The following is an 18386-nucleotide window of genomic DNA, read 5'->3' as shown; positions in this document are numbered from 1 at the left end:
AGGTTGGAAGCAGTGGCTCACTTTAACCGATCAAGCGCCGGGGGACGCAAACGTAAACGTTCGGTAAAGGACATTGAAACATCTTGTTTCAGCCTCCATTAAGGTCGAGCACCTTATCCTCATTGGATAAAGGCAACGATTTTCCCGGCAATCTACGAGGTCGCCATGAACAGCGAAGAACAAACCCTGATCGATGGACTGTTTTCCCGGCTGCAACAGGCCGAAACGGACTCAGCCCCGCGCGACGCCCAGGCCGAGGCGCGGATCAAGGAACACCTGACGCGCCAGCCCGCGGCAGGCTATTTCATGACCCAGGCGATTCTGGTGCAAGAGGCGGCGATCAAGAGCCTCGATGAGCAAAACAAACAACTGACCCAGCAAGTCGAGCAATTGCAGGCCGAACTGCAACAGGCCAAGGCTCAGGCGACTCCGGCTCCGGCTCCGGCTCCGGCTCCGGCTCCTGCGCCGAGTAGCGGTGGCTTTTTGTCGAGCATCTTTGGCGGCGGCTCTCGTGAGCCACAGCCCGCGCCAACCCAGAGCGCACCAGCATCGAACGGTGGCTGGCGTGAACCGGGACGTTCGTCGTTCAGTTCGCAACCGCCACAGCAGAACTTCGGCGCGCCGCCGCAAAACTTTCCACAACAGGGCTATGCACCCCAGCAACAGGCTCCGGCAGCGGCCGGCAGCAGTTTCCTCGGTGGTGCGCTGAAAACCGCCGCCGGCGTGGCGGGTGGCGTGATGCTGGCACAAGGCATCAGCAGCTTGTTCCATCACAATCAGCAACCGGAAGTCGTCGAAGTCATCAAGGAAGAGCCGGCCCAAGTCAGCGACCAGGGCAACAATGGCTGGGGCGATGACCAGCGCATGGCCGGTAACGATTCCTGGAGCAATGATCAGGGCGGGTTCAGCGACGCCGACTACAGCGATGACAGCTCATCGTTCTTCGGCGGCGACGACGATTCCTTCGTCTGACACGCCATTCGTCCGGAGCGCAACCGTGCTCCGGGCCGATTATTCGCGGAACAATCCTTCGGGCTGGCATACTGGGCGACTTTTCGGGCCTGGTGCCTGATTCAGCCTCGAGGAAAGCCGGTGAAAAAAATCGCAGTGTTCGCCGATGTCCAGAACCTCTACTACACCGTGCGTCAGGCTTATGGTTGCCACTTCAACTACGCCGCACTGTGGGCTGACATCAGCAAACAGGGCGAGATCGTCGAAGCCTACGCCTACGCCATCGACCGTGGCGACAGCAAACAGCAGCAGTTCCAGCAGATCCTGCGTAACCTCGGTTTCACCGTGAAGCTCAAGCCGTACATCCAGCGCAGCGATGGTTCGGCCAAGGGCGACTGGGACGTGGGCATTACCCTCGACATCATGGATGCCGCCGATCATGTCGATGAAATCGTCCTGGCCTCCGGCGACGGTGATTTCGACATGCTGCTCGAACGCATCATCAGCAAGCACGGGGTGCAAGCGGTGGCCTATGGCGTGCCGGGCCTTACCGCCAACTCGCTGATCCGCGCCGCCAGCCGCTACGTGCCGATCGAAGGCGCGTTGCTGCTCAAGAATTGATTTTTACGGAGTTGAACCAGGTTTGGAACGCATAGCAGTCATCGACTTTGAAACCACCGGGATCTCCCCGAGCAGCAGCTGCCGGGCCACGGAAATCGCCGTGGTGATCCTTGAACAGGGGCGCATCGTCGAGCGTTACCAAAGCCTGATGAACGCCGGTGTGCGCGTCCCGGCCTTCATCGAGCAACTCACCGGCATCAGCAACGCCATGCTGCGCACCGCGCCGTCGGCGGAGCAGGTGATGAACGAAGTGAATGAATTCGTCGGCTGCACCCCGTTGCTCGCGCACAATGCCGCGTTCGACCAGAAGTTCTGGGACTTCGAGCTCGGGCGAATCAAACGCACCCGCTTGCAGAACTTTGCCTGCTCACTGCTGCTGGCCCGCCGCCTGATGCCCGCCGCGCCGAACCACAAGCTCGGCACCCTCACCACGTTTGCCAACCTGCCCCACACCGGCAAGGCCCACCGGGCCATGGCCGATGCCGAAATGGCGGCCAACCTGACGGCGCATCTGGCCGATGAGTTGCGCCAGAAGCATGGCTTGCGCGAGTTGTCCCATGATTTGTTGTGCAAGTTGCAGAAGGTTCCGGCGGCGAAAGTGGGCGAGCACCTCAAGCGCTATCGCGGCTTCTGACGGCAACACAAATCCCCTGTGGGAGCGGGCTTGCTCGCGAAAGCGCCAGTTCAGTCAACATCAATGTTGAATGACACACCGCTTTCGCGAGCAAGCCCGCTCCCACATTTTGATCTGCTGTGGTCTTGGGTTTATTTGCCATTGCCTTCGATATGCCCCAACGGCACGCGCTTCTCTATCGCACTCGACAACACAATCGACGTCTTGCTGAACCCGAACGTGGCGATCCGGTTGATCAGCTCTTCCAGCTCCGGCATCGAACCCACTGCCGCTTGCATGATCACGCACGGGTCGCCGGTCACCCGATGGCATTCGGTCAATTGCGGGATTCTGATCAGGTCGTCGTAGGCTTTCTGGTTGCCGTGCTGGTTCAGGCGCAGTTCGATCACGCACTGGATCGGCAGGCCGAGCTTGGCCATGTCGACCTTTGCCTGATAGCCGGTGATCACGCCGCTGGCTTCGAGCTTGGCCACGCGCTCGGCCACGGCCGGGGCGGACAGGTTGACCTTGCGCGCCAGGTCCGCGTAGGACGCGCGCCCGTTTTCCAGCAGGGCGCTGAGCAGCATGCGGTCGTACTTATCCATCGGGGTGACTCCTGAAAATCGCTGACTTTCGAAAACACGGTTTATAGCGCTGAACTCCGTGTTTTGAAAAGTGTACTGGCGCTTTAAACAGGTTTTGTAACTTATTTTTCGACGCTGGCCTTTCTAGAATAGCCGTTCACTTGTCCTTGCCTGTGAGCTGCCCCCATGTCCGGCCTTCGTCGCTTTCCCTTACCCTTGATCGCTGCCTTCTTCGCCTTGTATGTGATTTGGGGCTCGACCTACCTGGTGATCCGCATCGGCGTGGAGTCCTGGCCGCCGTTGTTGCTTGCGGGCATCCGCTTCGTGATCGCCGGAACCTTGATGTATGCCTTCCTGCGCTGGCGCGGGGCGCCGGCACCGACCTGGGCGCAGTGGAAAGCCGCCGGGATCATCGGGATTTTGTTGCTGGCGTGCGGCAACGGCGCGGTGAGCGTGGCCGAACACACGGGCGTGGCTTCCGGGGTGGCCGCTTTGGCGGTGGCGACGGTGCCGCTGTTTACCTTGCTCTGTGGGTATTTCTGGGGTGCTCGTAATACCCGTCTGGAATGGGCCGGGATCGTGCTCGGGCTGATCGGCATTGGCATGCTCAACCTCGGTTCCAACCTGCAATCGAGCCCGTTGGGCGCGGCGTTGCTGATATTCGCGGCGGCAACCTGGGCCTTTGGTTCGGTGTGGAGCAAACATTTGCCGTTGCCTCAAGGCGCAATGGCCAGTGCTGTGGAGATGCTGGTGGGCGGCGTCGTGTTGTTGATCGCCAGCGCGGTCAGCGGTGAGCACCTGGAAAAGGTGCCGCCGATCGAAGGCTGGGCCGCGTTGGCTTACCTGACGGTGTTCGGTTCGATCATCGCCTTCAACGCCTACATGTACCTGCTGAAACACGTGCGTCCGGCCGCTGCCACAAGCTATGCCTACGTCAACCCGGCGGTGGCGGTGTTGCTGGGTATCGTGTTCGTCGGCGAGACCATCGGTATCGAGGAAGCCCTGGCGATGGCGGTGATCATCAGTGCCGTGGTGTTGATCGGCTTGCCACAATGGCGTCGCACGCCAGAGCGGCCAGTGGTAACGACGGCAGTACCGACAGAATCCCGTGTGAATTAGGGTAAACTGCGCGCCATTGCATCTTGTTTTGCACACTTGTTTTGAACAACCCGCGCTGAATTTTCCTACGGTACTCCCATGACTTTCGCCACCCTTGGCCTGATCGAACCCTTGCTGCGCTCCCTCGAGACGCTCGGCTACCAGACTCCGACGCCGGTTCAGGCGCAAGCCATTCCGGCGGTGCTGGCCGGTCGTGACCTGATGGCCGCCGCCCAGACCGGCACCGGCAAGACCGCCGGTTTCGCCCTGCCGCTGTTGCAACTGCTGGCTATGGAAGGGCCGAAAGTCACCGCCAACTCGGTCCGCGCGCTGATCCTGGTGCCGACCCGCGAACTGGCCGAGCAGGTTCACGAAGCCGTGCGCCAGTACGCCGAGAACCTGCCGTTGCGCACCTATGCCGTATACGGCGGCGTCAGCATCAACCCGCAGATGATGAAGCTGCGCAGCGGTGTCGATCTGTTGGTGGCGACCCCGGGCCGCTTGCTCGACCTGTTCCGCCAGAACGCGCTGAAGTTCAACCAGCTGCAGACCCTGGTGCTGGACGAAGCCGACCGCATGCTCGACCTGGGCTTTTCCGAAGAACTGGCGAACATTTACCGCGCGCTGCCTTCGAGACGTCAGACGTTGCTGTTCTCCGCCACCTTCTCCGATGACATCCGCCTGCTGGCCGGGCAGATGCTCAACGACCCGTTGACCATCGAAGTCAGCCCGCGCAACGTCGCGGCCAATACCGTCAAGCAATGGATCGTGACGGTGGACAAGAAGCGCAAGCCGGAACTGTTCGTGCACCTGATGCGCAAGGGCAAGTGGAAACAGGTGCTGGTGTTCGCCAAGACCCGCAACGGCGTGGATGCGCTGGTGGATAAACTCCAGGGCCTGGGCATCAATGCCGACGGAATTCACGGCGACAAACCCCAGGCGACTCGTCAGCGCGCACTGGATCGTTTCAAGGCGAGCGAAGTGCAGATTCTGGTCGCCACCGATGTGGCGGCCCGTGGCCTGGACATCGAAGACCTGCCGTTGGTGGTCAACTTCGACTTGCCAATCGTGGCCGAGGATTACATCCACCGCATCGGTCGTACCGGTCGCGCGGGTTCGACCGGCGAGGCGATTTCCCTGGTCTGCGCCGATGAAGTGAATCTGCTGTCGGCCATCGAGATGCTGACCCGCCAGACCTTGAAGCGGCAGAACGAGCCGGACTTCGAGCCCGAGCACCGCGTGCCGGACACCGATGCCAGTGGCCAGGTCGTCAAGAAGCCGAAAAAACCGAAGAAGCCCAAGGCTTCCGGTGGTGGCGGTGGTAAACGCAATCTGGGTCGGTGGGTTGATAGCGGAGAGGTTGCGCCGGCGGAGCCTTCGATCAAGCCTGTGCGCAAGGTGCCGGTGTTCAATACTGGGCCGCGTAAGCGCAAGCCTTGATTTTTCCCTGCGTCTGTTAGGCCGCCTTCGCGAGCAAGCCCGCTCCCACATTGGATTTGTGTTGTGCACAAATCCAATGTGGGAGCGGGCTTGCTCGCGAAGGGCGCGCCGCGGTCTTCAGCCTTTGCGCTGCAACCACTCCACCATCCCCAACCCCGCCGCCCGCCCGCTGGCGAAACACGCGGTCAGCAGATAGCCGCCGGTCGGCGCTTCCCAATCGAGCATTTCCCCGGCGCAGAACACGCCAGGCAATTGCTTGAGCATCAATCGCTCATCCATCGCCTCGAACAACACCCCGCCAGCGCTGCTGATGGCCTCGTCCAGTGGGCGGGTTTTCACCAGTGTCAGTGGCAATGCCTTGATCGATTTGGCCAGCAGGCTCGGGTCGGTAAACGCTTCGGCAGGCGTCAATTCGCGTAACAGCGCCGCTTTCACGCCATCGATGCCCAACTGACTGTGCAGGTGCTTGGCCATGGAGCGCGATCCCCGGGGCTTGCTCAACGCCGCTTGAACTTTATCCACAGGCCGGCCGGGCAACAGGTCCAGATGAATGGTTGCCGAGCCGTGCTGGTTGATCGCCTCGCGGATTGGCGCCGACAGGGCGTAGATCAAACTGCCTTCGATCCCGGTGGCGGTAATCACACATTCGCCGAGTCGCGGAACGTCGTCGTTAAGGCCGATGGCGATGTTTTTCAGTGGCGCGCCGGCGAATTTGCTGACCATCAACTCGCTCCAGGCCTGCACCTCGAAGCCGCAATTACTGGGTTGCAACGGCGCCAGTCCTACGCCGTGTTGCTCCAGTGCCAGCATCCACGCGCCGTCCGAGCCCAGTCGCGACCAACTGCCGCCACCGAGGGCGAGCAGGGTAGCATCGGCTTGCACGGTTTTTTCGCCTTCCGGGCTGTCGATGCGCAATCCGCCACGCTGGTCCCAGCCGAGCCAGCGGTGGCGGGTGTGGATAACTACGCCGCTGTCGCGCAGGCGCTTGAGCCAGGCGCGCAGCAGCGGTGCGGCCTTCATGTCGGTGGGGAATACCCGGCCGGAACTGCCGACGAAAGTTTCGATGCCCAGGTCATGAATCCACTGGCACAACGCTTCGGCGCCGAAGCTGCGCAGTAGCGGCGCGATCTGCGGGGCGCGTTCGGCGTAGCGTGAGAGAAACGCCGGGTAGGCCTCGGAGTGCGTGATGTTCATGCCGCCGACACCGGCCAGCAGGAACTTTCGTCCGACCGAGGGCATGCCGTCGTACAGGTCGACCTTGATCCCGGCCTGGCTCAACACTTCTGCCGCCATGAGGCCGGCGGGGCCGCCGCCGATGATGGCGACGCGGGAAGGGGAGGAGTTCGAGGGCTGGGTCATGGTGAGGGCTGCGGTCTGGCGGATTTAAGCCGGGCATTCTAGCAGCCCGAATCCCTGTGGGAGCGGCGGTGCGACGATTCGACTTGCTCGCGAAAGCGGTTTGTCAGTCGACATTGATGTTGAATGTTAAACAGCCTTCGCGAGCAAGCCCGCTCCCACATTTGGTTTGTGGTGTTTACAACTGCTGGTTAAAAAACAACCACCGCTCTATAGCCTATACACAGCATGGGCTGCAGGCCCTTTCACTCAGGTTATCCACAGGCAGTTCCACAGGCATTGTGGGTAAAGCATCCACAGCTCAGTGACAACCTGATGACTGCCAGACGCGCTGCGCGCTGTGATGGAGGATGCCGTGACGGCGGGCCAGGGCCTGGCGGTCCTTGCTGTAGCCGCCGCCGATTACCCCGACCAGCGGAATGTCGCGGCCAAGGCAATGGCGCATCACGCTTTCATCGCGGGCGGCGACGCCTTCGTCTGTCAGCTTCAGATAACCCAGGGCGTCGTCCTTATGCACATCGACACCGGCGTCATACAGCACCAGGTCCGGTTGGTAGAGCGGCAGCAGGTAGTTGAGTGCATCGTCCACCACCTTCAGGTAATCGGCATCGCCCATGCCGTTGGGCAGCGGAATGTCCCAGTCACTTTCGGCCTTGCGCGCAGGAAAGTTCTTCTCGCAGTGCAGGGAAACGGTCACCGCCTCCGGAGTGTTGTGCAGTATTCGTGCGGTCCCGTCGCCCTGATGCACATCGCAATCGAAGATCAGCACCCGATTCACCCGACCACTTTCCAGCAGGTAATGACTGATCACCGCCAGGTCATTGAAGATGCAGAAGCCGGCCGGGTAATCGTAGTGCGCATGGTGGGTGCCGCCCGCCAGGTGGCAGGCCAGACCATGCTCCAGCGCCTGCTCGGCCGCCAGCAACGAGCCACCGACCGCCCGCACCGTACGCCGGGCCAGGGCTTCGTTCCAGGGCAGGCCGAGGCGGCGCTGGTCTTCGCGGGACAATTCGCCACTCATGTAGCGTTCGATATACGAAGGGTCATGGGCGAGGGCGAGAATCTCTGCCGGACACAGCTCCGGGCGCAACAGGTCGGCATCGTGGGTCAGGCCGCTGTCCACCAGGTGATCGCGCAACAGGCGGAACTTGTCCATCGGGAAGCGGTGATCCGCCGGAAACTCGGGGCTGTAGTCTTCGTGATAAATCAGCGGCAGTGGCATGGTCATTTCATGTAGGAATGAGAGAAGGATCCTACCAGCGTTGTAGACTTGCGACATTGAAATGGAGGGGCGGGGCACGATGGAGCCAATACTGGAACTTGAAAGCGCTCGGCTGCTGTTGCGCCAGTGGCGCGATGAAGATTTAGCGGATTTTGCGGCGATGTGTGCCGATCCGCAGGTGATGCGCTATTTCCCGGCAACCTTGAGCCGGCTGGAAAGCGCATCATTGATCGGGCGAATCCGTGGTCATTTCGCCGAGCATGGTTATGGTCTCTGGGCCTTGCAGCGCAAGGACTCTGGCCAGTTCATCGGGTTTACCGGGCTCAACGTGGTCGGATTCGACGCGCCTTTCACCCCGGCCACGGAAATCGGCTGGCGCCTGGCCCGCGAGCACTGGGGCCTCGGTTACGCCAGTGAAGCGGCGTGGACCGCTCTGCGCTGCGGGTTCGACCGCTTGCCGCTGAAAGAGGTGGTGGCCTTCACGACGCAAACCAATCTGCCGTCAGAGAAAGTCATGCAGGCCATCGGCATGCACCATGATCCGAAAAATGACTTCGATCACCCGCGACTCGAAACCGGTCATCCGTTGCGTCGGCATGTGCTGTATCGCATCAGCCGCGAACAATGGCTGCAAACCTTGCATGGATAACCTGGCACGGACGTTTACAATGGCCCTCATGGGCCGAGTCCAGAAACTGAATCGACCGTTGCAGCCAAGGCTGCGCGGCAATGTTTTGCGTGAGGAGCATCTGAATGAGCCAAGTGTTGGATGATCTGGTCGACCTGCTGACCCTGGAACCGATCGAAGAAAACCTGTTCCGCGGCCGCAGCCAGGACCTGGGGTTTCGTCAGCTGTTCGGTGGTCAGGTGCTCGGCCAGTCGCTGTCGGCGGCCAGTCAGACGGTGGAAGAGGCGCGCCATGTGCATTCGATGCACGGCTATTTCCTGCGTCCGGGCGATGCCGGGTTGCCGGTGGTGTATCAGGTTGATCGGGTGCGTGACGGCGGCAGTTTCAGCACGCGTCGGGTGACGGCGATCCAGAAGGGCCACCCGATCTTCACCTGCAGTGCGTCGTTCCAGTACGACGAAGAAGGCTTCCAGCACCAGACTGAAATGCCGCAAGTGGTCGGTCCGGAAAACCTGCCATCGGAACTGGAAATCACCCAGCAGCGCGCGCACCTGATCCCCGAGAAAATGCGCGAAAAACTGCTGTGCCCGAAGCCGATCGAATTCCGCCCGGTGACCGAGAAAGATCCCTACAACCCGCTGCCCTCCGATCCGGTCAAGTACGTCTGGTTCCGCGCCGACGGGGCGTTGGCCGATTCGCCGGCGCTGCATAAATACCTGCTGGCCTATGCATCGGACTTCGGTCTGTTGGTCACCTCGATGCAGCCCCACGGCAAGTCGGTCTGGCACAAGGACATGCAGGTCGCCAGCCTCGATCACGCGCTGTGGTTCCACCAGGACCTGCGTGCCGATGACTGGTTGCTCTACGCGATGGACAGTCCGTGGGCCGGCAACTCCCGTGGATTCTCCCGTGGCAGCGTGTTCAACCGCGCTGGGCAACTGGTGGCCTCGGTCACCCAGGAAGGCTTGATCCGTCACCGCAAGGATTGGGCGTGAGCCTGGCCGACGTGCGTCACTGGGTGTTCGACATGGACGGCACCCTGACGGTGGCCGTGCATGACTTCGCGGCGATTCGCGTGGCATTGGCGATCCCTGCCGAACACGACATCCTGACCCACCTCGCCGCACTGCCGGCCGATGAAGCCGCAGCCAAACATGCCTGGCTGCTGGAGCATGAGCGGGACCTGGCCCTGGGTTCGCAACCGGCGCCAGGTGCGGTGGAACTGGTGCGCGAGTTGGCCGGGCGTGGTTATCGCCTGGGCATTCTCACGCGCAATGCCCGGGAGCTGGCACATGTCACGCTGGAGGCCATTGGCCTGGCCGACTGCTTTGCGCTGGAGGATGTATTGGGCCGCGATGATGCACCGCCCAAACCGCATCCGGGCGGGTTGCTGAAACTGGCCGAAGCGTGGAAGGTGCCGGCGAGCGAGATGGTGATGGTGGGTGATTACCGTTTTGATCTGGATTGCGGGCGGGCAGCGGGAGCGCGCACGGTGCTGGTGAATTTGCCGGATAATCCATGGCCGGAATTGACCGATTGGCATGCGGCGGATTGTGTCGAGTTGCGGCAGATGCTGTTGGCTTGAGTGCTCCGTTGCCTGGTCAACCGCTTTCGCGAGCAAGCCCGCTCCCACAATGATTCTGTGGTGTTCACGATGTTGTGTTCACTCAGATCCATTGTGGGAGCGGGCTTGCTCGCGAAGAGGCAGGCCCAGGCACTACAAGAGTCATTGTCCAAACAAAGCCTTCTGCCCCTCCGGCGAGGTAAACATCCCGTCTCCGTCATGCCCGATCCCGGGCACTTCAATCAGTTGCTGCTTCAACCCCTGCGGTTGCAAACGCTTCAGATAATCGAAGTAGTAACGCCCGCGGGCCAATCGAGACGGCCCTTGCGCCTTGGCCTCACAGCTTTTATCCAGCGCCGGATGATTCGGATCGATGTCCTGCTGCCCCAGCAGATAAACGACTTCACGCTTTAGGTAACTTTCCTGCAACTGCGCGGCAGTTTGCCCTTCGGCGTAGGCCGGTAAATCCGCCAGCCCGTACTTCCAGCGATTGAAGTTTGGGCAACCGGCGTGGCTGAACGCCACCGGCCGGCGCTCATCGAAATAAGCGTAGGAGGATGGATTGGCGATTACGTAGCGCACCTGCACGCCGGCCGCATCGAGGTCGGATTGCGCGTGACCGAGCAATGCATAGCGCTGAACCACCTGCGCGCCGCCAGAGTGCCCGGCGATGACGATTTGCTTCACATCCGGAAACTGCTGACGGTCACCCACGCGGGCGATGATTTCGTCGAGCGCCGCGTAGGAACTCAGCCGAAAGGGTGCCGTGGATTCGCCGCCGGCCATCCATTCATTGCCTTGCCAGCGCAAAACCGTGTCGGCCACCGGATGGACCGCAACGTCGGTTTCATTGAGGAATTGCGGGGCGATCACCAGGGTCGTTGCGCTTTGCCCGGCCAGTTCGGCCGCGTGCTCACCGCTCTGCAGATAGGTTTGCGCATTGCGCAAGCGACCGTGGAGGATGATCAGCACCCGTTCGATTTTTGCCGGGGCGGGGCTGATGCCCACCGCGATTTCACCTGATTTCAACAGCAGGCGCCCAGAGCTGAGGTCTTTGACCCCCTGCTCGGCGGCCTGGGACGTTGCGCAAGTAAACAGAACAACCAACAACCACTTCTTCATTTACAGATTTTTCGCCGCAAAGGTATCGCACTGGCCAACCTGGCCTTGGGCGAAACCGGTTTTGAACCAGCGCACCCGTTGCGCCGACGTACCATGGGTGAACGAGTCCGGGACCACACGGCCCTGACCCTGTTGCTGCAAACGATCGTCGCCGATGGCGTTCGCTGCGTTCAATGCTTCTTCGATGTCGCCCGGTTCCAGCCAGTTCAGGCGCTTCTGCGCGTTGTTGGCCCAGACGCCGGCCAGGCAATCGGCTTGCAGTTCCTGACGAACCAGCAAACCGCCGTCGCCTTCCATCTGCCGGCCTTGTTGGCGTGCTGCCTGAATTTTTGCGGACACCCCAAGCAGGGTCTGCACGTGGTGTCCGACTTCGTGAGCGATCACGTAGGCCTGGGCGAAGTCGCCCGCGGCGGAAAAGCGTTGGGACATCTCCTGGAAGAACGCCATGTCCAGGTAGACCTTCTGGTCGGTGGGGCAATAGAAGGGACCGGTCGCCGAGGTGGCCAGACCGCAGGCCGAATTCACGCGATTGCTGAACAGCACCAGGGTCGGGTCCTTATATTGGCGGCCGGCCTGCTGGAAAATTGCGCCCCAGGTGTCCTCGGTATCGCCGAGGATCGAGCGCACGAATTCCGCGCTCTCATCATTGACCGGTGGTGCCTGGCGACTCTGGTTGGTGGCGGGTGCCGATTGCTGGTCCATTTGCCCGGTCAGTTGTCCGAGGATTTGCAGCGGATCCTGGCCGGTGATCCAGCCAATGCCGACGATCAGGAGGATCGCCGTCAGGCTCAGGCCTTTGCCACCGCCAAAACGCATGCCGCCGCCACCGCCGCCAACATCATCGCCACGGGCGTCGACCACGTTGTCGCTGCGTCGGCCTTTTTTCCATAGCATGTGGGAATCCTCTTCTGTTCCGGGTAAAGCTCCGTGCGATGAGTGTTGCTGCCAAGTAGGAGCGGCGCCAGTCCGGTCGTCCGTCTTTTTTTCGCGCACAGGCTGATTCCCGGCACCCCGCGAGAGGCTGCCGAGAACATTTCAGGTTTGTATTGAACACGGATATCCCGTCGAATTCCGTCCTGCGATGGGTTTTTATCGAGAGGGCGATCGCCGGTCTTGCGGATTATTCGTCGAATGCATCCCACACAGGCGCAAAGTCAGGGCTGACCTGACGCTCGCGTTTGGACAGGCTGGCAATCAAGGCACGGCCTTCATCATCCAGTCGCACATCCAGCGCCGCGAGGTTGGCCAGTTGATTGGACTCGCTGCTGGCCTTGGGGATCGCGGCCACGTTGGGTTGATCGAGCAGCCATTCGAGCATTGGCCAGGTGCCGAGGCCGAGTTTCGGCATGTTCAAACCCTGTGCGTTAACGATGTGCTGCATGGTCGATCTCCTTTTCATAAGCAGTGACGCCTGCGATATGGCGCGCGGCGATGTAGCCGAAGGTCAGCGCCGGGCCGAGGTTGATGCCGCCAGCGGGGTAGTGACCGCCCATGATGCTGGCCATGTCGCCGCCCGCCGCGTACAGGCCGGCGATGGGTTGCGCCGCGCCGTCCAGGACCTGGGCATGTTGGTTGACCTTGAGCCCGGCGAAGGTGCCGAAGCAGCCCGGCTGGACTTTCACGGCATAGAACGGGCCTTGCTCGATCGGTGCGACGCATGGGTTGGGTCGTTGCAGTGCGTCACCCTGCTTGCGGTTGTAGGGCGTGGAACCACGACCGAACTGCGGGTCTTCGCCGTTGCGCGCGTGGCGGTTGTAGTCCGACACGGTGCTGCGCAAGCCAACCGGGTCGATGCCGCAGGCTGCCGCCAATTCCTCAAGGGTGTTGCCGGTTTTCAGATAGCCGCTGCGGATGAAGGATGACAGCGGCAGCGGAAATGGCCGAGAGATGCCCAGGCCATATCGACGCTGAAAGCCATGGGTGCAGATCAGCCACGACGCCACTTCTTCACCCGGCGGGGCGGCGGCGACCATGGCCGTGACGTAGTCGTAGTAGCCGTTGGCTTCATTGACGAAGCGCTGGCCGTTGCTCAGCACACCGATGATGCCTGGTTTGCCCCGCTCGATGATGTGCGGGAAGTGTCCCGTTCTGCCGTCGCTGTGCGGCACTTGCGAAACCGGCGCCCAGGCGACGGCGGACGCCATGTGGCTGTTGACCCGGGCACCGACACTTTCGCCCAGGCGCAGGCCATCGCCGCAAACGCCGAGGGGCGGCAAGGCCAGATGTTCATGCCCGGTCGGTGTGCGGGGGAACAGTGCCTTGCAGCGTTCGATGTCATTGGCGAAGCCACCTGCGGCGAGCACCACGGCCTTGTGTGCATGGATGCGCGCCGAGCCTTTGGCGGTGCTGACCACTGCACCTCGTACCTGATCATTTTCGCGCAGCAATCGGCTCACGGGCGCGGATTCCCAGAGCAACACGCCGAGGTCATCGGCGGATTTTGCCAGGCGTGCCACCAAGGCCACGCCGTTGACCAGTTGCATCGCCCGGCCATGTACGACGAGATCGAACAGGTGGCGGCTGAAACGCCGCGTAACGTGCCAGGCCGCCGACAGTGAACGGGTCAGGTTGAGGAATGCCGTGAGGTCCGCTCCCGCCATGATCGGCATGCCCATGAACGAAGTTTCCCGCATGGTTTTGCGCAGTCGCTTGAGCAATGTGCCGACTTTTCGTGCGTCGTAAGGGGCGGCAATCACCGAGCGTCCACCGGTACCTGCCCCGGGCGTGTCGCCATGAATGTCGGCAATGGCGTTACCGTCGGAAAATTGCAGCGAGGTGTGCTGCTCGAAGAACGACACCATCCGCGGGCCGGCTTCCAGGAAAGCGTCGATCATCGCCGGATCAAAGCGCTCGCCCAGTTCGTGTTTCAGGTAAGTGCGCGGCAGTTCAACGTCTTCGACGATGCCTGCGCGTCGGGCCAGCGGATTGCAGGGCACCCAGGCCCAGCCACCGGACCAGGCCGTGGCGCCGCCGAACACCGGGTCCTTTTCTACCACTATGACTTTCAGCCCGTGCCACGCGGCGGTCACGGCCGCCGACAGTCCCGCCGCACCGGAGCCAACGATCAGCACATCGCAGTCGATGTCGGGAAGAAAGTGCGCTTCGGCAGGCATTGTTTGAACTCCGGTGTTTTATTGTTTTGGAATCTGGTTCCAGAAAATATAAGAATCAGGTAAAGCCGAACAAGCCTGGAGGGCGTAAAGCGGGCGGTTATCGAACGCTCAGTTCCAGATTTCGCATTCGTGCGGTTGTCTTCTAGAATCGAGCAAATTTGCGTGGAAGCGACCATGGCCGGCAGTCAGATCGAACGTGTTTTCAGTGTGCTCGAAAGCCTCACCAGCGATCCCCGTGGCCTGCCGATGCAGACCCTGGCGGAGCAACTGGACATTCCCAAGAGCGCGACCCATCGCCTGCTGGCCGAGCTGATCCGCCTCGGTTATGTGCGGCAGAATCCGGATAATTTGCGCTATCACCTCTCGACCAAACTGGTGGCGATGGGCTTCCGTTACCTGTCGAGCAGCGGAGCCGACATCGTGCAGCCGGTGCTTGACCGCCTGGCTCAGGAAACCGGTGAACTGGTGCGTCTCGGGGTGATCGACGGCGAGCGTCAGACCTGGATCGCCAAATCCCAGGGTGCGCGTTCCGGTCTGCGTTACGACCCGGACATGGGCCGCGATGCGCCGTTGTTCTACACAGCCTCTGGGCATGCGTGGCTGGCGAGCATGAGCGATGCCGAAGCCTTGTCGCTGGTGGAACGGCAGGGCGCGCAGGTGCCGGAGCATGTGGGACCGAACGCGCCGCGCTCGAACATCGAATTGCTCGAACGCCTGCGTCTGGCGCGGGAGCAGGGCTACGCCTGGGTCGAGGAGAGCTCGGCGGTCGGCACTTCGGCGATTGCGGCAGTGGTGCGCCATCCCGCTGATGGGCGGGTGATCGGCGTGCTCAGCATTGCCGGGCCGAGCGCACGGATGCCGGGGGCGCGGCTGCATGAGCTGGCGCCGTTGTTGCTGGCTTACACCGCGGAGTTGTCGGCGGCGAGTCTGGCCTCGGAGTTGTTCAACTAAGGCCTGTGCAAATCGACTGTGGGAGCGGGCTTGCTCGCGAATGCGGTGTGTCATGCGATCTGGATGGCGACTGGCACACTGCATTCGCGAGCAAGCCCGCTCCCACATTTTGAACAGCGTTCAGCTTGAGAAGCTGTGCGCTGTTCGAACACTTTCAAGGCAGGTCTGTGTAAGAATCTGGAACCAGGTTCTAAATTATTGGAATTCATCGCTCCAATAACACTCACAAGAGGACCGCATCTTGAATTCGCCACTTCGCATCGCCCTGATCGGTGCTGGCAACATGGGCCGGCAGCACTACCAGCATCTGCAATCCCTGACCGAAGCGACGTTGTGCGCCGTGGCCGATCCCGGACCGCAGGCGGCCAGTCTTGCGGCGCAATGGGGTGTAGCCTGTTTCGCCGATCATCGTCAGATGCTGGAGCAGGCGAAGCCGGACGCCGTGATAATCGCCAACCCGAACACGCAGCACGTCAGCACGGCCCTGGATTGCCTCGCGGCCGGCGTGCCGGTACTGCTGGAAAAACCGGTGGGCGTGCATCTGGATGAAGCCAGGGAGCTGGTGGCTGCCTCGAAGGCCTGTGGTGTTCCGGTACTGGTCGGACATCACCGCCGGCACAATCCGCTGATCGTCCGCGCCCACGAACTTGTCCACAGCGGCGCATTGGGTCGGTTGACCACGGTCACGGCGCTCTGGCAGTTGCGCAAGCCCGACAGCTATTTTGAAACGCCCTGGCGCCGCGAGGCCGGTGCGGGGATGTTGTTGACCAACCTGATCCACGACCTCGATCTGCTGCGGCATTTGTGCGGTGAAGTGCGTCAGGTTCAGGCCATCACCAGCAATGCCATTCGCGGGTTTGCCAATGAGGATTGCGCGGCGGTGTTGCTGCAATTCGACAACGGTGCACTGGGCAGCCTGACCGGCTCCGATGCGGTGGCCGCGCCCTGGAGCTGGGAGCTGGATTCGGGGGAGAACCCGGTGTATCCACGTCATCCTGATCAACCGTGCTACTTGCTGGCCGGGACAGGTGGGGCACTGAGCATCCCGCAGCTTAAACGCTGGCACTACAACGAAGTCGACGGCGGCTGGCATCAACCGTTGCTGGCAACCCAGGAAAGCTTCAGTGCCGATGAAGCCCTGCGTTTGCAGTTGCAGCACTTCGTGCGCGTTGTGCGCCGGGAGGTCGAGCCGCTGGTGAGTGCCGCCGATGCCGCGCGTACGTTGGCGCTGATCGAAGCCATCCGCGAAGCTGCCGAATCCGGGCGTGCCTGCGCACCATCCTTGATCGAGGGTTGAGCATGAGCGAGCGTATCTTCTCCCTGGCCAGCCTGACCGTGCTGGAGTTGTCACCGCCCGACATGGTCGAGGTCGCCGCGCGGGCCGGTTACAGCCATGTCGGCTTGCGTCTGGTACCGGCGACGCCAGAGGAGCATCATTTTGCCCTGGTGGCCGACCACGAATTGCGGCGCCAGACCCTGGCGCGTCTGCGCGATACCGGTATTCGGGTGCTGGACGTCGAAATTCTGCGGCTCAAGCCGGAAACCGTCATTGCCGATTTCGAAAAAATCCTCGCGGTGGGTGCCGAGTTCGGCGCCAGTGAATTGCTGGTGGCCGGTAACGATCCTGACGAACAGCGGCTGACGCAGCGTTTTGCCGAGCTCTGTGATCTGGCGGCACCTTATGGGCTGCACCCGCATCTGGAGTTCATGCCCTGGACCGATGCGCGCAATCTTCAACAAACCGCGCGTATCGTGGAAAACGCCGGGCGTGAAAACGGCGGCGTATTGGTCGACACCTTCCACTTCAACCGCTCTGGATCGCGGCTGGAAGATCTGGCCAAAGTTGCCCCCTCACGGTTACGGTATGCACAGTTGTGTGACGTCGCAGGACCACGGCCGACCGACATGGCGGAGATCTTGCGTCAGGCGCGTAACGAACGGCGTTTCCCCGGCGATGGCGATTGTGACCTGCCGGGTTTGTTGCGCGGTTTGCCGGCTGACATTCCGTTGAGCCTGGAAATTCCCACCGTGCAGTTGCTGGAGCAGGGTGTGAGTGGATTGGACCGGGCGCAGATTGCGCTGGATAAGACCCGGGAATTGTTGGCGCGGCTGTAAGCGCTGCTGTGTATTGATCGCGGGCAGGCGACGCCTTCCACATGCTCTAGGCTGACTGTGTGGAAGCGTCGCTTGCCTGCGATGTTTTGACTTCAAGTAAGGAAACCCAATGACCGTCAGCACCCCGCTTTCCGGCGTCAATCAGCCCTTCAAAGGGATCCTGCTGATCGTTGTCGCAACCTTCCTGTTTTCCAGCCACGACGCCTTTTCCAAATATCTCTCCGGTTTCTATCCCATTGTCATGGTGGTCTGGGCGCGCTACGTGGTTCACACCTTGCTGATGGCCGGGATTTTCCTGCCGCAGTCCGGGCTGCGGGTGCTGCGTACCAAACGGCCATTGCTGCAGGTGATCCGGGCGCTGTGCCTGCTGGGCACCAGTCTGTTTTTCACCACGGGGCTGATGTACATCCCGCTGGCCGAGGCCACGTCGGTCAACTTCCTCGCTCCGGTACTGGTCACCGCGCTGTCGGTGCCGCTGCTTGGCGAGCGGGTGACGCGAGGGCAATGGCTGGCGGTGATTTTCGGTTTTAGCGGAGTGCTGATCATCGTTCACCCCGGTGGTGATCTGTTTACCCCGGCGGTGTTGCTGCCGTTCTGCTCGGCGCTGTTTTTCTGCTTCTATCAACTGCTGACGCGCAAGCTCAGCGAGATCGACAGCCCGACCACCAGCAACTTCTTCGCCGGCTTGTGCAACACGCTGGTGATGAGTGCGCTGGTGCCGTTCTTCTGGCAGACGCCGAACCTGGTGCATGGCGCGATGATGCTGGCGCTGGGGGCCTGCGGGATGACGGCTCACCTGTTCCTGACCCAGGCGTTCCGCCTCGCGGCACCGGCACTGCTGGCACCGTTCAGCTATTGCCAGATCATCTTCGCCGGCCTCTTGGGCTGGCTGCTGTTTTCCCACACGCCGACACTGACCACCGTGCTCGGCATTGCCGTGATCTGCTGCAGCGGGTTGGCAGCGGCCTGGCAGCAAAGCCGCCGCTAAGCTGCGGCAAAACGCAGGCA

The 18386-nt window shown here is 61.7% G+C and carries 18 protein-coding genes and 1 pseudogene; 12 read left to right on the top strand and 7 right to left on the bottom strand.

Annotation, left to right across the window (positions count from 1 at the left end):
* Positions 1-165: 165 nt before the first annotated feature.
* From AC3IT6_RS25500 to AC3IT6_RS25490, 3 genes are all read left to right on the top strand, one after another.
* The gene (locus AC3IT6_RS25500; protein ID WP_489353515.1) at positions 166-972 is read left to right on the top strand and encodes a DUF2076 domain-containing protein; all 807 of its coding nucleotides are present in this window, start codon (positions 166-168) and stop codon (positions 970-972) included.
* Between the two features lie 120 nt (positions 973-1092).
* Entirely contained in the window at positions 1093-1572 is a 480-nt protein-coding gene (locus tag AC3IT6_RS25495) for a LabA-like NYN domain-containing protein (protein ID WP_007990686.1), read from the top strand.
* A 22-nt stretch (positions 1573-1594) separates the two neighbouring features.
* Positions 1595-2206, top strand: coding sequence for a 3'-5' exonuclease (locus tag AC3IT6_RS25490; RefSeq protein ID WP_489353514.1), 612 nt, complete (start codon positions 1595-1597; stop codon positions 2204-2206).
* A 131-nt stretch (positions 2207-2337) separates the two neighbouring features.
* On the opposite strand, the gene AC3IT6_RS25485 is transcribed toward AC3IT6_RS25490, so the two are convergent.
* Positions 2338-2790, bottom strand: a complete 453-nt coding sequence (locus tag AC3IT6_RS25485; protein WP_489353513.1) for an Lrp/AsnC family transcriptional regulator — start codon at positions 2788-2790, stop codon at positions 2338-2340.
* A gap of 165 nt (positions 2791-2955) precedes the next feature.
* Here AC3IT6_RS25485 and yedA point away from each other — a divergent pair, with 165 nt between their 5' ends.
* Together yedA and rhlE1 are read left to right on the top strand one after the other, a co-directional pair.
* Positions 2956-3888 (top strand): drug/metabolite exporter YedA, encoded by a 933-nt coding sequence (gene yedA / locus AC3IT6_RS25480; RefSeq protein ID WP_095942021.1) that lies wholly within the window; start codon positions 2956-2958, stop codon positions 3886-3888.
* Between the two features lie 78 nt (positions 3889-3966).
* The gene (gene rhlE1, locus AC3IT6_RS25475) at positions 3967-5307 is read left to right on the top strand and encodes an RNA helicase RhlE1 (RefSeq protein ID WP_489353512.1); all 1341 of its coding nucleotides are present in this window, start codon (positions 3967-3969) and stop codon (positions 5305-5307) included.
* Positions 5308-5424: 117 nt separating this feature from the next.
* Here rhlE1 and AC3IT6_RS25470 read toward each other — a convergent pair whose 3' ends face one another.
* Both AC3IT6_RS25470 and AC3IT6_RS25465 read right to left on the bottom strand, forming a co-directional pair.
* Complete coding sequence (locus AC3IT6_RS25470; protein WP_489353511.1) at positions 5425-6666, bottom strand: TIGR03862 family flavoprotein; 1242 nt, start codon at positions 6664-6666, stop codon at positions 5425-5427.
* A 298-nt stretch (positions 6667-6964) separates the two neighbouring features.
* Positions 6965-7885 carry a histone deacetylase family protein gene (locus tag AC3IT6_RS25465; RefSeq protein WP_489353510.1) on the bottom strand — a complete coding sequence of 307 codons (921 nt, stop codon included), beginning with the start codon at positions 7883-7885 and terminating at the stop codon, positions 6965-6967.
* A gap of 79 nt (positions 7886-7964) precedes the next feature.
* On the opposite strand from AC3IT6_RS25465, the gene AC3IT6_RS25460 reads away from it, so the two are divergent.
* The 3 genes from AC3IT6_RS25460 (at position 7965) to AC3IT6_RS25450 (ending at position 10098) form a co-directional block, all read left to right on the top strand.
* Positions 7965-8534 carry a GNAT family N-acetyltransferase gene (locus AC3IT6_RS25460; RefSeq protein ID WP_489353509.1) on the top strand — a complete coding sequence of 190 codons (570 nt, stop codon included), beginning with the start codon at positions 7965-7967 and terminating at the stop codon, positions 8532-8534.
* Positions 8535-8638: 104 nt separating this feature from the next.
* Positions 8639-9508: an acyl-CoA thioesterase II gene (gene tesB, locus AC3IT6_RS25455; protein ID WP_046041726.1), complete on the top strand. Its 870-nt coding sequence runs from the start codon at positions 8639-8641 to the stop codon at positions 9506-9508.
* Entirely contained in the window at positions 9505-10098 is a 594-nt protein-coding gene (locus tag AC3IT6_RS25450; protein ID WP_095942027.1) for an HAD family hydrolase, read from the top strand. The genes tesB and AC3IT6_RS25450 overlap by 4 nt, the downstream gene beginning before the upstream one ends.
* A gap of 141 nt (positions 10099-10239) precedes the next feature.
* On the opposite strand, the gene AC3IT6_RS25445 is transcribed toward AC3IT6_RS25450, so the two are convergent.
* The 4 genes and pseudogenes from AC3IT6_RS25445 to AC3IT6_RS25430 all read right to left on the bottom strand — a co-directional run bounded on the left by AC3IT6_RS25445 (position 10240) and on the right by AC3IT6_RS25430 (position 14312).
* On the bottom strand, positions 10240-11199 hold the full coding sequence (locus tag AC3IT6_RS25445; protein WP_489353508.1) for an alpha/beta hydrolase: 960 nt from the start codon (positions 11197-11199) through the stop codon (positions 10240-10242).
* On the bottom strand, positions 11200-12093 hold the full coding sequence (gene ypfJ, locus AC3IT6_RS25440) for a KPN_02809 family neutral zinc metallopeptidase (RefSeq protein ID WP_223453522.1): 894 nt from the start codon (positions 12091-12093) through the stop codon (positions 11200-11202).
* Positions 12094-12319: 226 nt separating this feature from the next.
* Positions 12320-12517: pseudogene (locus AC3IT6_RS25435) on the bottom strand (aldo/keto reductase); the annotation flags it as partial.
* A gap of 46 nt (positions 12518-12563) precedes the next feature.
* Positions 12564-14312, bottom strand: a complete 1749-nt coding sequence (locus tag AC3IT6_RS25430) for an FAD-dependent oxidoreductase (RefSeq protein WP_489353507.1) — start codon at positions 14310-14312, stop codon at positions 12564-12566.
* Between the two features lie 174 nt (positions 14313-14486).
* Between AC3IT6_RS25430 and AC3IT6_RS25425 the strand changes: the two genes are divergently transcribed.
* From AC3IT6_RS25425 to AC3IT6_RS25410, 4 genes are all read left to right on the top strand, one after another.
* Positions 14487-15263 (top strand): IclR family transcriptional regulator, encoded by a 777-nt coding sequence (locus AC3IT6_RS25425; RefSeq protein ID WP_489353506.1) that lies wholly within the window; start codon positions 14487-14489, stop codon positions 15261-15263.
* Between the two features lie 241 nt (positions 15264-15504).
* The gene (locus tag AC3IT6_RS25420; RefSeq protein WP_489353505.1) at positions 15505-16560 is read left to right on the top strand and encodes a Gfo/Idh/MocA family protein; all 1056 of its coding nucleotides are present in this window, start codon (positions 15505-15507) and stop codon (positions 16558-16560) included.
* Positions 16561-16562: 2 nt separating this feature from the next.
* Entirely contained in the window at positions 16563-17378 is an 816-nt protein-coding gene (locus tag AC3IT6_RS25415) for a sugar phosphate isomerase/epimerase family protein (protein ID WP_489353504.1), read from the top strand.
* Positions 17379-17487: 109 nt separating this feature from the next.
* Positions 17488-18366, top strand: coding sequence for a DMT family transporter (locus AC3IT6_RS25410; RefSeq protein WP_008052441.1), 879 nt, complete (start codon positions 17488-17490; stop codon positions 18364-18366).
* Positions 18367-18386 lie beyond the last annotated feature (20 nt).

The organism is Pseudomonas sp. KH_017 (assembly GCF_057840285.1).
Note: the sequence above shows the minus strand (reverse complement) of the source record. Positions and strands in the feature narration are given on the sequence as shown.